Origin of the sequence: Natribaculum luteum (genome assembly GCF_023008545.1) — an archaeon.
Lineage (GTDB): Archaea > Halobacteriota > Halobacteria > Halobacteriales > Natrialbaceae > Natribaculum > Natribaculum luteum.
Window position 1 is genome coordinate 803,337 of the sequence record NZ_CP095398.1, and the last position, 15,679, is coordinate 819,015.

The window sequence follows — 15,679 nt, forward strand, 5'->3', positions numbered from 1 at the left end:
ACCATACTGATTGATATGTGGCTCAGTCGAACGTCGTTCAACGGCGGCATGAAACGAATTCAGTTCTCGGCCACCTATCCGGAGCGATTCGTCCACCCACTTCACCAGCAGATTATGGACCAGTCATCGATTTCACGGGCTGAACTGCTGATGTGGAGTCCGACCGAAGACGCGACGACGTTGTTCTGGTGTGATGGGGATCGAGAAGCGACTGAGAAAGCTATCGAAAATATCGACTCCCTTCTCGTTAGTAACTTCGTTGAGGATGGCGACGGGACGTACGCGTTTCTACTGCAGGACGACTACGAGTTCGCTTCCGCGTTGCTGGATACAATCGAAAATTCACGTGTGATTTTCCTCACGCCAGTCGTCTTTCTCGAGACGGGTGAGGTACAGTTCGAAGCGGTCGGTGAAACGACGGCGCTCAGTGCACTCCACGAAAAGCTCTCCGAACTCGGTGAACTCACCATCGAACAGGTCCACGACTTCGAGCGAAAGAACTCACCGTCGAGCCTTACAGACCGGCAAGAGGCGGCACTGGAGGCTGCGGTCTCGGTCGGCTATTACGAAGTACCTCGTGAGGGGACGATCGCGGACATTGCAGGTGTTCTAAACTGCTCGACGAGTACCGCCGGGGAACTGGTGCGGAAGGCAGAGGCAGCGGTGATTCGGAAACACACCGAGACGAGGTGACGAGAGTCTCTACTGCGACCAGCACAGCACGGGTTCACTCGGGATTGAGCAATCGGCGATCGATCTTCTCTACGACGTCGGTTTGGCTATACGCGACTCCCTGCGGACCCACTCTCTCGTTCGACCATCGAACGAAAGTAGAAGAGATGCCCGTCCAACCGGAGGTCCCCGCGCAGTCGGGCGATTTTCGGTGTATGAATGTATGGACGCTGCAGGCCTTGGTTACGAGGTGAGTACGACAGCTACCGACGTCGTAGGTGTCTGCAGGGCATCGGGCGGGTAGTAAGACGAGCGTGGCAGCCTCGTAGCGTTGATCATCCTCGAGCGGACCTCGTCAGGCAGTGTCGATCCGGACCTTTCCGTCGACGGCCTCATCGTCGACATCGATTTTGCTCTCCGAGTCAACGTTTCGAACGACGAGATCGCCGTGGATCGTCGCATCGTCGTCGAGAACGAATTCGCCGTTCTCACCGAGATCGTCAACGACGACATCACCAGCGATCGCGGCGTCCTCAATTGCAATGCTGCCGTCATCGACTGTCTCGATGGTTACGTCCCCGCCGACAGTGGCAGCATCTTTGAACGTAATCTCGGCGTCGTCGTCGATTGTCGTGATCGACAGGGGGCCCACAACCCGAGCGTGATCTTCTAGTGCGACGTCTCCGCCGTGGACCGCATCGATCGAGATTGGGCCAGTGATGGCCCCGTTCTTCATTTTGAACGCACCCCCATCATGAATTCGTTCGATCGAGACGGCGCCGTCGATCAGCGCTCTGTCGGTTAGTCGTAGTTTGGCGTCGTCGGTAAGAGCGCGTGCAGTGATCCCTCCAACGGTGGCTTTGATCTCGGCCCTGGTGTGTATCTCTGGGAGCCGGAGCTGCCCGTCGATGACTGTGCCACGCGCGATCGTGAACTTCCTTTGGACCGGGCCGGTGACGTTCACGTCGCCGTTGATAGTCTGACCAGCGATCATCGTCCTGGTGCTGCCGTCGACTGTAACTGTAGTTGTGGATTCATTGGATTCCGGAGACGCAGGCTCTGTTTCCGTTGATTCGTTGGACACAGAGGAACCAGCCTCTGTTGCCGTGAATTTGTTTGATCCAGACGATGTCGGCTCTGTTTCCGTGGATGCATTTGATTCAAGAGACGCTGCGTCCACGGACTCGTTACCTTCCGGAGACGTGGACTCGGGACCAAATGCCACTGACGGGTTCAGCAGAACGGCCGCGAATCCGATCGTGAAAAGAACGACCCCCAGGAGAACGAGTCCCTGATTGAGCAGTTCACTCATTACGTCAGGGTGATGGTCGAGAGGGCTATCGTTATACTCCAGGTAAAATAGTTTCCATCAGTGTCGATCATTCAGGTCTGCAGACGCTCCGAAGGAGATGCGTTCTCGTTCTATACCACCCCACCATCCACATTCTTCAGCCATTCTCGAGTTGACTGTTTCTCCCGCGGCGAAAACCGTGAGTATGCACTCTAAATTTTGTAGTGTGTCCGGAAATTAACACCTCGTTCGACCGGTCGAGAAATCGAATCGCGGTCCGCAGACGGACGCAGCGAAAGAACGGCCTCGAGTACACCGAACGGCGGCTCGTCCTCCCGGCGGACGTCGCCGTTTCAGGAGAGACTATCGGCTCGAGTTGCGATCGTGAACGCCGGAATTTCAGCTCCTGATCCAGATGACACCCGTCTTCGGCTGGGACAGGGGGCGAGAGCCCGCCTCGAGAGCACCCCACGTCTCAGAGGACGACCGATTCACACCACGACCGCGGCTTCGAGGATGGCTACTCGTGGGTGGCTCCCCCGAGTGGTCCTCAGTGGTTGTCGCTACAGACGATGGTCGCAAGTGAGTCTGGAGACGACAGGTATCTGGAATCCCCAGCGGCGCAAACTCACGCTATAGATGACGTTGAGACAATCTCACCGAGTGAGACTGCGGGCGCTTCGGTGTCTTGCGACGAGTGATGCGGACCCGGCAGTTCCGGCACCTATCAACGAACGTACTCGAGAGCCCCGTCGTAGCGAGGGCGTCGCGACGACCGAAGAACGGTGATGGTCCGGCACGTCTGTCTTTTCGTCACGAGTTCCCTGTCGCGCTCGTGAGCCTGCTCATGTCCATCGGTCCGATGGGCCAGATGGAATCCCCATCCCGCACTGTTGATTGGGGCTGCTCTCGGTTCCCGCTACGTTTCGAGCCCGTGGCCGTCTTCGACGAGTTCCCGCAGTCGCTGGACGAACCGCGCAGCGGATGCCCCGTCGACGACGTCGTGATCGAACGTCACCGTGATGTCGAGCAACTCACGAGTCGTGATCTCCCCGTCGACGACCCTCGGTTTCTCGCTGATGCCACCCACGGTCAACTGCAACGTGTAGTTCGTCGGGCTGACGGCCCATCCACCCCCTTCACCAAACATCCCTACGGAGGTCACGGTGACAGTCCCCGCCATGTCCTTCCAGCGCTCGGGAAACCACTGCGGGAGCCGCCAGACGAGTCGTCGAACGAACCCGGGGAGCCGAAATGCCAACTCGGCCAACGGTGAGAGATCCGCCGGGTCACGGGATTGCTGTGCCGACCGGATCTCGTCGTGAATCGAGCGGACAGACCGCTCGTTGGCTTTTCTCACCACATGTGGAACGCCCATTCGATCGCCCCGGACCGTCGTCTCGACGAGGACGTTCACGTCGACGTCCTCGAACACGTGTACGCGACCACGCCAATCCCGATACGCGTTGACGTGGGGATGGTCGTCGATGGCCCGTGCGAGACAGCACACGAGAAACGCTGTGAACGACTGGGATTCTCCCGTCTCCGCTTCGATGGCCTCGATACGTCGTCGCGCCTCGGTCACGTCGATTTCGACGAGTCCGTGGACGTTGCTCCGCCGACCCGCCGTTCGCATATAATCGACCGTTCCCAGGCGACGGGCGGGGAACAGTTCGGTTCGGTTACCTCTGTCGCTCATGCTACTCATTCGTTGAGAAGAAGCATACCTCTTGACGCTCTCGAAGAGCCGATTACTTTGCCCCCAAGATTAGGGTATTACGGGGAGTATCACTGCGTATCAGATATATACTAATAACAGAAGAATTATGACATCACATAGATCAATCGATGCTGCTTTTCCTACTTTATTTAGACCAGCATGGCGTTGTTGAAATTCTTGGTGAGTTACAGATTCAGTCAGTAGTTTGAGGAGATGCAGACCCTCCCAAAATCTCGATTACTTCGATTTGTCGAGGAAGCATTTGAGCTAGCGAAACGTGCTGTAGCCCGATACTCCTCGAAGTTCTCGAAACAACGCTACACGCTTCATTAGCACATCGTTCTCCTGTGTCTTAAAGTTCGGAAGAACACGACCTATCGAACACTCCTCGACGAACTCATCGAAATGCCCCGCATTCGGAGTGCTCTCAACCTCACCGAACTTCCTGCCCCGTCAACGCTGTGTAAAGCGTTCGACAGACTCGATATGGCCGTTTGGCGAGTCCTTCTCAATCTCTCTGTGTCACCGCTTCCGACTAACGGTGTTGCAGGTATCGACGCTTCTGGGTTCGACCGCAGTCACGCCTCGAAGCATTACACGAAACGAGCGAAGCTGACGATTCAGCAGCTAAAAGTCACGCTCTTAGTCATTGCGAGAGCGTATGAGTTTACCCCGAAGTCTCGACAGCCGGCACAGCGTGATCCCGTGAGAGCATCTCATTGTTGTTGACGACTCGGCGAAGTTCTTCGTATGGATTGCGTCCCTGCTGGCGCCATGTCGCCAGCAGGGACAAGATCGTCTCGTGAACGAACATACCTCGATCGTTACGGAGTGTCCCGATGATTTTCCGGAGAACGACTGGTTCACGAAGTGCGTTCTCAGCTGCGTTGTTCGTCTGGGAGACCTCTGGCTCACCGACGAAGGTGAGCCAGTGGTCGATCCCTCCTTCGATCTTCCCGAGTAGTGTTGCCACTGCCTCGTCGGTTACTGACCGCTCAACGAGCGATCTAAGCCCGTTCTGGCATGATCGGTGCATCTGTGCTCTCTCACGAGGACTCGGGTCGGTCTCCAGCCACGACTGGAGACCGACGAACATCTGTTTGAGATACCGGTGAACCGGCTCTGCCTCCTCGTGGTCACTAGCAACGTCCTCGGCTTCCCGGAGAAGATGTGCCCAGCACCGCTGAAGGTTACTTGTGAACGCTGGATACGCCGTCCACCCATCGCAGATGACCGTTCCCGCGAAGTCCTCGCCGAGGACTTCCGCGGGGACATCGCTCCCACGACTCTCTCTTACGGCGTACAGCGTGTGCTCTCCCGTCCGAAACGTCCAGATCCATGCTTGCTCACCCTCGCGTTTGATACCAGTTTCGTCGACGTGAACGATCTCTGCTTGCTGAATCTGTCTTCGAATCTGTTCGTATTCGCAGCGACCGGCGCGCGCAGCGCGCTCGGTCGCGTGCCATGCGGACGCGCCTGAGAGTTCTAACCCGTGCAGTTGCTCGAAGCGATCAGCGATTTTCCGGTAGGGAAGGCGGTGATCGTACCGAGAAAGTGCTGCTTGGGAGATGACGTTCACCCCGAACTGCCCCTCATCGGGGCAGTCGGGGTGTTTAGCAACAGTTTCTGTTCCACAAGAGTCGCACTGGTAGCAGTGGCGATTGTACTGGGTGACTTCAGGAGGCTGCGGATCAGGAACCTCCTCGACGAGTCGGGGGCTGACGCCCACCGACTCGTCGAAGTGTTCGCCACATTCGGGACAACAGTCACGGGTGACTTCGATCTCTTTGTCGGGACCAGCTGTTACACGCCACTCTGGATCATGGCCGTCCTTCCGTCCAGGAGTGCCGCCGTCGGTTCGAACATTCTCGTCTTCGTCGTCCTGCGAGGTCGGGGACTCGTCAGTCCCCGACCGTCGCTTACTGGGCGGTGTATGCGGATTTTCGTATTTGCGAAGACGTGTTTCGAGTTCTTCTATCCGCTCGTCCTTCTGGTCAAGTTGCTCTTGCAACTGATCGATCTTCTTGTCCTTCCGCTTGTTTTCTTGTTCAAGTTCTTCGACCCGCTGCTCAAGCTGAAGCAACCGAGAAAATAACTCTTCTTTGGTGAAATCGTCTGCGTTCACAGACTCCACCAACCAGTTATGACAGCAGAGGCAACGGGATGGGCTCCGCTGCGGAGCCCATCCCTGAGAGTCGTATCCGATGTCTGCTGCCTGTTCATGTCGCGTCCGTTGAACGCTTCCTACGAGACAGTACCGAAATCAGCTCGGGCTAAACACATACGCGAGAGCGAACGCTATTCTCGATCTCCACGTCACAACGACCCGAAAACACGATACGCAGACCGCACCATCGCTCATCAACCGCAATGCAGCTGAAATCGGGGTTTTGCTTGGGGACAAGGGATACGACGATCAGCAGATTCGGGGGATGGCCCGCGAGAACGGGATTCGTCCGTTGATCAAACACCGTGAGTTCTCGTCACTGCAGAAAGCGTGGAACGCTCGGTTGGATTCCAACCTCTACGGCCAACGGAGTCAGAGCGAAACAGTGAACTCACGTCTCAAGCGAAAATACGGTGCATTCGTCCGTTCACGACGCTGGTGGATGCAGTTTCGTGAACTCGCCCTTGCGTGTATCGTCCACAATCTTGACCGAGCCATCTAACGACCAGTACAGACAATACAGTTACCATCCGTGGTGACTATTTAGTCGGGTGAAAATTTCATCTATCCGGAAACTATTTCAGCAACTGTTTAAAAATTCAGATATGGTCCTGGCGTTGGCTGCATACGTCTATGCATCGGTTCAGACGCCTGAGCACGAGTTCAATGGAGGTTTTGCTTTGCTTCTGTTGTTTGCTGACGTGTGGGTTGCTGCAGCGTTCAGCCCGAGTTTATCGATATAGATCAGCGGAGTATCTATATTCTGTTCGTACGTGTGGTAATATTATTATATATAGAAATTAATTATGTATAAGCTTTGGCGATATGAAATATATTGAACCCGCTACTCGCTGCTAAGGGGCGCAGTAAGCAGTTACAACAGGAACTGGACGATCTGGAAACCTGGTTGTGTTCAGAGAAGCTGATCTGTGCGAAGACAAACGATCTTAACCACTCGTCAGCAGTTTTTTCTTCGGCGTTGCTAAGACAATTCGAGAAAAAGAGAGATCTTCGTTTTTATTTCACGAAAGATATGTTCGACGCTGTTCCGATTTCCGTGGTGTTCGTATCTGAGATCGAGGCTGTATCGAGAACACGCGTTTTGGAGCGGTGTCGCTTCACCGACGAGAAACACAGCATCATCGACGTCGTGTTTCTCACGTAATTCCGTCAAGAACGCATGAGCGAAAGCGTTCATTTTCACCTGCTCAACCTTCGTATACAGCAAATCGTTTGACTCGGGATCGACAGCACCGTCCAGCCAGTACCGTTCATCACCGAGTTGAATCACGGTCTCGTCAACCGCAACGTGATCCGGGCTACGACCATCCTCGGGCTGTAGATCGGTTTTGTGTACCCAGTTGTGAACGGTCGATCGAGCCCGTTTAATGCCGAATATCTAAAGAATAGAAACTATATAGGAGAATGATGGTATGGCTGGATAGAGCTGAATATTGAGATTCATAAACAGCTAATGTGTTTCTTTCGCTCTACCAAATCTAACTCGATTTGATCGATACACCCAGTGAGGCTAGCGTTTTCTGTCATAGACGCGCCGAAAACGCTACGCCCTATCCGCCAATCCGAATCTGAACACCGCCCCACCACACAGCCGTTACTCTTATCCTCGCCGTGAGGACTCGGAGTATCTTCTGGCGTATATTCTCCGCCCCGCTCCAATCCGCGTTCTCGACTAACCCACACGACGAACAGACGTACAATCCACGGTACTTGCGATTCGACGTTGTGTCGTCGCCACGGCGTGAACACGTCTTCGAGGTGTTCCACTCGTTCTCTTTCAGCACTTCAACACCGCGCTCTCCGCCCTTGGGCGTGGATCGTCGTAGAGCGCGGCCTCAAAGCCGCGCTCTTCGAAGCGATTCAACCAGTTGTAGACGGTCTGGCGAGACCAGCCGTATTTGTCCTCGATCTGAGGGAGACAGTCCATCGAGGTGCTCACGTGCAGCAGTAAGCCGCTTGATCGCCTTTAGCTGTAATTGAGGGCGGTAAGCACCCTTCCTCAGCGAGCGAAGCGAGCAGGGAGGGGATACAGCGCCGTACTCGGTCATAGCTGAACAACGTACTGGAAAGTCTCAAAACCTTCGTCCCACAGTATACGGGTGCGCCGGTCACTGCTCGCCAGATGATCGGAGTCGACGACGAACAAGATAGGAACTTCCAGCGAGCCCTCCGGCGGCCGTCGCGAGGAGCGGGTATAGATAACCGCGCTCTCGCCACCCGCTCTGTTCATCCGGCTCGATCGCATCTCGCATCGCCATATCGGTCGTCCGAGCAGAATTCACAGATGTCGGAGGGTCGGACTGCGTCGTAGTGTCGGAATCAGTTCGTCTGCTTTCGGTCTCGGCATCAATGCGTCGGGCCCGTCGATGTATGCGCTCCCAGTCATCCAGGAACTCGTTGTAGACGTAGTCGTCGACGAAGCGGAGCAGCGCCTCGTCGTTTCGCCGCAATCCGGGTCGGCTTAGGTTCTGTGACCCAGTCCACACCTCGCGTCGGCGTTCGGTGTCGCCGCTTTCGGTCTCGAAGTCGGACTCGACGAGCATATACTTCGAGTGGACTCCCACGTCCCCGGACGGGTAGGCCACGACATCGACGCCAGCCTCGCGTAGGCGATCGACGACCTCGTCCCCCTTTTGGACGACGACGCGGACTTCGCTTCCGGCCTCGACGAGTTCCGCGAGACGGTCGATCAGCTCGGACTCTGCTTCCCGAGAGCTAGTCCAGATCGATTGCATGAAATGGATTCGCGTCTTCCACGACGGAACCACGTCTTCGAGGGCCGCGATGTGCGTGTCGAAGTCGTCGCGAGGGGAAAAGTACACTGAGGCGGAATCGCCGTGCTCCGTGCGGTTGTATGCGAGATTCTGGGATCCGTCGGCCAAGTCTGCCCAGTAATCTCTATACGCTTCGTAAAGAGGTCGATCGTTCCGGACGACGACCGAAGCGTTGTGGTTGTAGAGTTGCGACGAGGTCATGTTCGACGACGACTGCCAGACCACGTTTTCGTCTCCCGTGTCCAGTTCCTCGAGGAGGAGGAACTTATTATGGTTGTGCCGGTCGCCGACGCCACCGTCGGTAACGACCGCAGCACGGTCCGGGAGTTCGTCAAGCAGTAACCGGGTAGCTGATCTGTGCATACTTTGTTCGTCGATGAGAATATTCACGTCAACGCCGCGGTCCGCGGCGGCGACGAACGCGCCCGATATCTTGTCTCGAGTAAGCGTAAACAGTGAACAGTAGACGCTGCTCTCCGGGGCTGCCCGTTCGAGGAGTCGTGTGACGACTGTTTCATGCCTATCGTCAGGTGACCTGTCGGCGGTAGGATAACTGAAGATGGGCTGGACGGCCGGAGGCGAACCTGCTTGCGTTGCCTCGACTCGACCGGTGGTTGTTGCTGCCAGCCCAGCTCCCACTACCTGGAGGAACCGGCGTCTTCCTGTCGATCTTGACTGATCTTCCGCATGGTATCCTTCGCTCATACTCGTTGAAGAGGTGATTCATATAGATCGCCCATAATTACATAAGCGTCAGTATGTTTCGTTCTGTGATATACTGTGACATCAGAATTCCTGTAACGGTCACGCCGTTCGCCGATCGTCGATTCGATGCGTATTGGACCATTCCTTCGAGCGGTGAACGAAGTATCACTACCCAACAGCGTGGACGGGCGGGAAGACGAGAGGCGCTCGTAGCGGTAGGCACCGGGAGTTCACGAAACAAATATATGGATCGTTCCCGGAATTGACTCGTGTGGACGCAGTACTATTCGATATGGACGGCGTGTTAGTGGACTCGGTGACGCATAAATACGAGCACTGGGAACGGGTACTGTGGGACGAGTTCGACCTGACGACGGTCGACATCGAGGCGCTGATCGGGTTGAACACCCATGATAAGTACGAGTACCTTGTCGATACCCACGGGTTCGAGGCGGACCGTCGCCGGTTCGCTCGGCTACTCAACGAGGACGTCGACCGCGTCTACGAAGAGGCAGTCGAACTCCTGCCGGGCGTCGAAATGTCCTTCGAGTGGCTCGCCAACAGATCCGTCCCGATAGGGTTGGTTTCCGCGGCGAGTCGCCCTCGCGTCGACACGGTCGTCGACCGGTTCGACCTCGACGACTGCTTCGAGACGGTCGTGAGTGCCGACGACATCGACGGCGACAGCAAGCCGGACCCGGCGATATACTGCCACGCGGCGGCCGAACTCGGCATGGACCCCGCTGACTGCCTCGCTATCGAGGACTCGCCCCACGGCGTCACTGCGGCGACCCGCGCGGGGGCGTACTGCATCGGATACGCGCCAGCCGACGGGCCCACCCGTGACGTCGAACACGCAGACGAGATAGTGACATCGCCGGCTGACTTGCACGAACGGTTGCGCGCGGTAGTCAACGGCGAACCTGGCAATCGACAGTAATCCGTCGGGACGTGAAAACCAAAATGCGGGAGAGGGGCTTTCTGAACTACTGTTCCCAAGTGAGCGGGGCAGTAGCTAGACGAACTGCGGCCATTCCGGACAGCGCAGCGGCCTTCGGTCCGAGTTCACACCGCCGGTTGAACGCCGCCGTGGCCTCCGACGGGGTCGAGACAGGGACGAACCGCACGGACGTTCCGGATCGATCGACCTCGACGACGAGATATCCCTGTGGGTACGTACACGTCGACGGCACCAGTACTTCCCGGACGGTTCCCGTCGTCGTCATCCCGGGGATGTGCAGGTGACCGGAAAATACGAGCGAAATATCGTGGCGCGACAGCACCTCGACGAGGCCCTCGGGGGACCGGAGGACCGGCGGCCGTCCGAGCGTCGGATCGGCGACCTTTCGGTAGTCGTCGAACTGCTCAACCGCGGCCGGAAGGTTGTGGTGGACGAGAACGATGGCATCGCTCACCTCGTCGAGGAGATCGTCCGCCCAGTCGAGTTGCGACTCGGGGATGTATCCGTCGTGGCTGTCCGCCACCTCCGGGGCGCTCGAACTGTCGAGACCGACGACGCGCAGTCCGTCGATGTCGAGAGCGAACGGAAGGCCGTCGGGGGCATATCGGTCCGCGAAGCGTCCTACCGGCAGTCCGTCGTGTGAATCGAATTCGTTGGGCACGTCGTGATTCCCCGGAACCGCCGCGAACGGCACGTCCAACCCGTCAAGGATGTCGTCCAGGGCGTCGAACTCCTCGCGGACCCCCTCTCGCGTGACGTCGCCCACGGAGAACAGATAGTCAAACTCTCGGTGGTTGCAATCCTCGACGACCCGCTCGAGCATGGTCGTTGGCTTGTACAGTTTCGCATGGGCGTTCTCGTCGACGGGTACGTGCGGATCGCCGACGATGGCAAATCGAACCGGTCCGTCGGAGCGGGGACGTTCGAATGCTACTAGCTCCGTTCCAGCGATACCCTCATTGGACAGCATCTATACCCTCTGATTTTCATGACCCGTCTTCAAGACTGATATTATTTCAATATGCCCCCCAAGCCGACAATGTCCTGTTACGGGCTGGGATATAGGATTATATACCTACGAGTGTCATGCGTATTCCTTAGTAGATGCCATCTTAAGAAGGACTTCCGGACTGCGTAGATCCGCAAAAGAACGCCGAATGTCGAAGGAAACCGGCGCTCGAAGGGAGAATTAGTACTAAAATCCGGTGATTCACCGTCGGTATCGCCGCGAATCAGGACTTGCTCGATGGTGAGTTAGGGGAACAGCGACTTCCCGACGGACGCCGAACGCACGGTGTGGCGTCCGTCAACTCGGTGGGGCGTTCGACCCGCGGTTCGGGGCGAGGGCGCCAAATGGATCTCGCTCGTCGTCCAGCGCAGCCGCTCGGGAATCTTGCGCGGATTCCCGAACACGGGCCGTCTCGCGCCTTACCGGTACCGTACCTTCGGTTTCAGGGTTCCTGGATCCGCTGTTGTCTGTCGTAGAGCAACGCACCTGCGCCGAGCGCGACGCCGAACCCGAGGACGGCGAAGAACAGCAGCTCGGACGGATTAAACAGGGAAACGGCGCCGACGATGGAGCCGACCGCCGCAACCGCACTCAGCGGGAGGAATCCTCGGACGCTCGTTCCGCAGTGCGGGCACGAAGACGTATCGAGCGGGACGGTCTCGTTGCAGGTTCGACAGCGAATCTGTTTTTCGTGCATCCCCATACGTGAGAGGTACGATAGAAGAGTAATAAATCATCTGATATTGAGAGCGACCGAGAGAGTCGTCCACGGCTTTACTGGCGCAACAACCACGCGAGGAGCACGATGCCGAGCACGACGACGCCGATGGCGGGAGCAGGCCGTCCGTCTCCGGCGAACAAGAAGATCGCGTATCCGACCAACGAGGCCAACGCGAGCGTGAGGACGGTCCCAACCAGATGGATAGCCAGATTCCGATCGGTCGGCGTCTCACGACCGAGTTGTTCCCCGAGTCGGAGGCCGTGTTGGCCGGCGTCCCACGCGACGACGATTGCACTGATTCCCACCAGCAACACTTCCGGGGACGACGTGCCGAACGCCCCCGCGATGAGCGCGCCCGCGAGGAGTAGCGAAACGCCCACCGACAACCACCCGGCCGAGTAGATCGCGGCGATACTCACCGCGACGATAACTATCCCGCCGACGCCGAACGGGATGGAAAGCAACGTGAACGGCGTCGTCAACCCCGCGCCGACCAGCGCGGCGGCGACTGTGACGAACTGGGCTGCTCTCGACGGAGCGTGCGTGACCGCGACCGGCTCTCGGACCGACCCATCGTCAGTGCCAGCGGTCGCCGCAGCCGCGTTTCTGTCGTTGATACCATCGGTCGTTCGGCCGGGTTCGTCTTCCATGCTCATGCGGTCCACCGCTGGCTCGCGCGTGTGAGTTCGAGTTCGAGTGTTCGCTCCGCGTCCCAGTCGACGACGCGGATTCCATGGTCGCGTAACTGCCTGATCCGTATCGTCCGCTCCAGTCGGGCTATCCGCTGACCCACCGTCCGGTTCGCGGTCGGATCCGGACTCACTATCGTCACCAGATGCCCCGCGCCATCGAGTTGGCGGGCGACTTCGAACGTGTACTGGTCGGTAAGCGGCGAGAACAGGAATAGCTGGGTGTTCGCGGGCAGTTGTCGCTTGATTTGCGTCATCGGGTCGATGTATCTCCCTTTAGGTTCTTCCCTGAGGCCCGGCGGGACTGAATCGAACGCCGGATGTGTTGCGAACAGTTCCCGGACGCGTTGGACGTGTGCACTTCCCGCGCTCGGCCCAAGCCAGCACGCGATTCCATTGAACGCCGCAATTCCGATGAGGTGGCCCTGCTCGTAGAGCGACGCGAAGGTGTCGAAGGCCGCCTCGACCGACAGATCGAGCGCGTGTTTCGAGTCGGCTGATGGCGATACGTACGCCGACTCCCGGCAATCAAACAGAAACACCACGCGCGCGGCGTGTTCCTGCCGGAAATTGATTGTCGTGAACTCGCCCGACCGCGCGTACGTCTTCCAGTCGATGCGCGTCTTCGGGTCGCCCGGCTGGTAGTCCCGAACCGAAAAAAACTCCAGGCCCTCGCCGCCTTCGTTCGTGTTCAGCTCCCCCGAGTACATCGACGTCTGGGATCGCACCGGTATCTCCGCGGTCGTCCGTAACGCGGGCCGACAGGTGAGGCTCGTCTCCGGTTCGACGCTCGCCTCGCTCTCGACGGAGCCGCTGACGTCGTACCCGAGGACCCGGACCGGCCATCGGTACTCCCCGCGCTGGACGACGACCGAGTACCGGAACGTGACCGCGTCACCGGATCGGAGCGCCGTCCCGACCCGAGGAGATCCGTCGACGACCTCCCAGGCCGGCGGGACCCGGTCGACGACCCGAAGGTCGGTGAGTAACCGGTCGTATTCGTTTTCGACCGTGACCGTCACGTCGACGACGTCACCCGGTTCGGGAGTAGTGTCGCTCACGCTCCGCGTCACGAGAAGCGACGAGAGCGGGACCGGCGACGCGAGGCGCGCGTATCCCGCGAGCGCGAACCCAACGACGCTCGATAGCAGGACGCTCGGCTGGGCCGAGAGGACGCCGACCCCGAGTGCGGCGAACCCGAAGGCGGTGATCCCCTTCCAGTGTCCCGTCTCGGACGGGGGCCCACACCGAACGGTCTCTGTGACCCCCTCGCCATCGAACTGGTCCCCAACGTGGCTCGCTGCCATCGTCCGAGCGTTGTCTGCGTCCTTAGTACCATCGGGACCGTCTCCGCCAACCCCGCTCGCAGCTTCGAGGGCGTCGACCGTCGACTGAAGTTGCTGTTCGTACGCGGAGTCTGAGTCGAGAAAGACGGCCGTCACTCGCTCGATGGCTGACTGGCCGGTCGGAGCGCCTCCGCCTCCGAAGAACGCGGCTGCACGCGGGTTCTCAGTCCATCTGCCCTCTTCGAGCCGCTTGACCGCCTGATCGTAACTACACTGTTCTCGAGACGTGATGATCGCTAAAGCGACTTCCTCGAGGCGGTCCTCGATCCGTTCGCGGAACTCGATTACACCTTCTCGCAACTCGGTCATTCGGTAGATCATTGCGTCGATTTCGTCGCCGGGGGCGGGGGTTTCCAACCGGTATTCGACGTCGGGAACGACCGACTGGTTCCGGTCGGAACCGTATCGCGATCGGGCGACGACGATGGCGAGGAGAAATCCGACCAGCGCCACCGCGTTCGCGCCGCCGAGATTGAACGGGATCATCGCGGCGACGTCGGGGTCGACCAACATGAGGAATCCGACGGCGAGAACGACCGTGGCGAGCAGGATGCCGGCCTGACGGAGGCGGGTCGGTAAACCGCCGCTCATTGGTCATCACATCCCGCGTTCGAATCGTCCGCTCGGCCGGCGTCCGAATCGCTCACCTGGTCTCCGTCTATCGCGGTCTGGTACTCCCGTTCGATCTCCCGCAGTATCTCGATGGCGCGGTCTTCCCGACTCATTGCGTCCTTCTCGCCGTACCGAACATCTCTGAAGAGGTTGGTCAACTCCGTCACCTGCTCCTTGTCGAGTCCGAGGTCGATCGCTCGCCGGGCGAACTCGGTCGGTGGAGCGCTCTGAGGGTTCTCCATGTTGAGAAGTGCGGTCATCTCGCGCCACGCCCGATAGACGGAGTTGTCGACGGGAACGTCAGCCCGCTCGATTCTGTCCGCGGCCCGACCTGCTGATCGGGCGATCGCATCCGTTGCCACCTCGAGCTCGTCGTCGTCGTCAGCCTCGACGGCGTCGAAGGACTGTTCACTCCTGGTCACGACGAACAACGCGCCGAAAGCGAGGAGTACGACGCTCGCGGCACCGAACACGACGACCGTCGGCGGTACGGACGGAGCAGTCCCGAGCCCGCCGGTCGTCCCGAGGACGTCTGACCCGGACACGAATCTATCACTTTCGGAACCCTCGCTCGGGCAGTTCGTGAGCACGAAGTACGCAAACAGGGCGATGGGCAGCACTCCCGACGAGACGAGAGCAGCCGTCGAACTGTTGTACAGGCGTTTGACCCCGTACAGGGCGAGACCGAGGCCTGAGAGGATGCCGAGCACCGCCGGGGCCGATTGCAAGGAGCGGACACAGAACTGCAAGTCGATCGTGTTCGAAATCCCGCTCGCTGATGCTTCGTCTTGGCCCGCCTCGATTTCGCCTCCGGTTTCCCCGCCGGGTTCGAATATCTCGGGTTCCCCTCCTTGTGGTGAGGGTTCTATCAGCACAACGGAGTCGATAGTCGCGGCGACGACGCCGACGGACCCGATGAGGCACAGTGTGAAAAATACGGTAAAGAGATCGGACTGGTTCACCCGAACCATGATAACTGTGGCAAATCAGC

At 58.5% G+C, this 15,679-nt stretch carries 12 protein-coding genes and 5 pseudogenes; 5 read left to right on the forward strand and 12 right to left on the reverse strand.

Annotated features, from left to right (window positions below):
* The first annotated feature begins 48 nt into the window (after positions 1 to 48).
* Positions 49 to 693 (forward strand): helix-turn-helix domain-containing protein, encoded by a 645-nt coding sequence (locus MU558_RS22325; protein ID WP_246975668.1) that lies wholly within the window; start codon positions 49 to 51, stop codon positions 691 to 693.
* 334 nt (positions 694 to 1,027) lie between these two features.
* Here MU558_RS22325 and MU558_RS22330 read toward each other — a convergent pair whose 3' ends face one another.
* The gene (locus tag MU558_RS22330; RefSeq protein ID WP_246975670.1) at positions 1,028 to 1,984 is read right to left on the reverse strand and encodes a hypothetical protein; all 957 of its coding nucleotides are present in this window, start codon (positions 1,982 to 1,984) and stop codon (positions 1,028 to 1,030) included.
* A gap of 203 nt (positions 1,985 to 2,187) precedes the next feature.
* On the opposite strand from MU558_RS22330, the gene MU558_RS23585 reads away from it, so the two are divergent.
* Positions 2,188 to 2,373 carry a DUF8008 family protein gene (locus MU558_RS23585; RefSeq protein WP_486642007.1) on the forward strand — a complete coding sequence of 62 codons (186 nt, stop codon included), beginning with the start codon at positions 2,188 to 2,190 and terminating at the stop codon, positions 2,371 to 2,373.
* Between the two features lie 509 nt (positions 2,374 to 2,882).
* On the opposite strand, the gene MU558_RS22335 is transcribed toward MU558_RS23585, so the two are convergent.
* A complete protein-coding gene (locus MU558_RS22335; protein ID WP_246975671.1) occupies positions 2,883 to 3,662 on the reverse strand; it encodes a 2-oxo acid dehydrogenase subunit E2 in 780 nt (259 codons plus the stop codon).
* A 234-nt stretch (positions 3,663 to 3,896) separates the two neighbouring features.
* Between MU558_RS22335 and MU558_RS22340 the strand changes: the two are divergent.
* Positions 3,897 to 4,340, forward strand: a pseudogene (locus MU558_RS22340) (transposase); the annotation flags it as partial.
* Between the two features lie 10 nt (positions 4,341 to 4,350).
* Here the strand turns inward: MU558_RS22340 and MU558_RS22345 are convergent.
* Positions 4,351 to 5,808 (reverse strand): IS66-like element ISNpe25 family transposase, encoded by a 1,458-nt coding sequence (locus tag MU558_RS22345; RefSeq protein ID WP_246975465.1) that lies wholly within the window; start codon positions 5,806 to 5,808, stop codon positions 4,351 to 4,353.
* 160 nt (positions 5,809 to 5,968) lie between these two features.
* On the opposite strand from MU558_RS22345, the pseudogene MU558_RS22350 reads away from it, so the two are divergent.
* A pseudogene (locus MU558_RS22350) lies at positions 5,969 to 6,352 on the forward strand (transposase); the annotation flags it as partial.
* 428 nt (positions 6,353 to 6,780) lie between these two features.
* Here MU558_RS22350 and MU558_RS22355 read toward each other — a convergent pair.
* From MU558_RS22355 to MU558_RS22370, 4 genes and pseudogenes are all read right to left on the reverse strand, one after another.
* Positions 6,781 to 7,398 (reverse strand): annotated as a pseudogene (locus MU558_RS22355) (IS6 family transposase); the annotation flags it as partial.
* A gap of 57 nt (positions 7,399 to 7,455) precedes the next feature.
* Positions 7,456 to 7,679: pseudogene (locus MU558_RS22360) on the reverse strand (zinc ribbon domain-containing protein); the annotation flags it as partial.
* Between the two features lie 8 nt (positions 7,680 to 7,687).
* A pseudogene (locus MU558_RS22365) lies at positions 7,688 to 7,838 on the reverse strand (helix-turn-helix domain-containing protein); the annotation flags it as partial.
* Between the two features lie 141 nt (positions 7,839 to 7,979).
* A complete protein-coding gene (locus MU558_RS22370; RefSeq protein ID WP_246975673.1) occupies positions 7,980 to 9,350 on the reverse strand; it encodes a phospholipase D-like domain-containing protein in 1,371 nt (456 codons plus the stop codon).
* Between the two features lie 271 nt (positions 9,351 to 9,621).
* Between MU558_RS22370 and MU558_RS22375 the strand changes: the two genes are divergently transcribed.
* Entirely contained in the window at positions 9,622 to 10,290 is a 669-nt protein-coding gene (locus tag MU558_RS22375; protein WP_246975675.1) for an HAD family hydrolase, read from the forward strand.
* Between the two features lie 46 nt (positions 10,291 to 10,336).
* On the opposite strand, the gene MU558_RS22380 is transcribed toward MU558_RS22375, so the two are convergent.
* From MU558_RS22380 to MU558_RS22400, 5 genes are all read right to left on the reverse strand, one after another.
* Complete coding sequence (locus tag MU558_RS22380) at positions 10,337 to 11,281, reverse strand: metallophosphoesterase family protein (protein WP_246975677.1); 945 nt, start codon at positions 11,279 to 11,281, stop codon at positions 10,337 to 10,339.
* A 481-nt stretch (positions 11,282 to 11,762) separates the two neighbouring features.
* A complete protein-coding gene (locus MU558_RS22385) occupies positions 11,763 to 12,023 on the reverse strand; it encodes a hypothetical protein (RefSeq protein WP_246975679.1) in 261 nt (86 codons plus the stop codon).
* Positions 12,024 to 12,094: 71 nt separating this feature from the next.
* Entirely contained in the window at positions 12,095 to 12,697 is a 603-nt protein-coding gene (locus MU558_RS22390) for a DUF7519 family protein (protein ID WP_246975681.1), read from the reverse strand.
* Positions 12,694 to 14,667: a DUF58 domain-containing protein gene (locus MU558_RS22395; protein WP_246975683.1), complete on the reverse strand. Its 1,974-nt coding sequence runs from the start codon at positions 14,665 to 14,667 to the stop codon at positions 12,694 to 12,696. Before MU558_RS22395 ends, MU558_RS22390 begins: the two co-directional genes overlap by 4 nt.
* Entirely contained in the window at positions 14,664 to 15,659 is a 996-nt protein-coding gene (locus MU558_RS22400) for a DUF4129 domain-containing protein (protein ID WP_246975685.1), read from the reverse strand. Before MU558_RS22400 ends, MU558_RS22395 begins: the two co-directional genes overlap by 4 nt.
* Positions 15,660 to 15,679 lie beyond the last annotated feature (20 nt).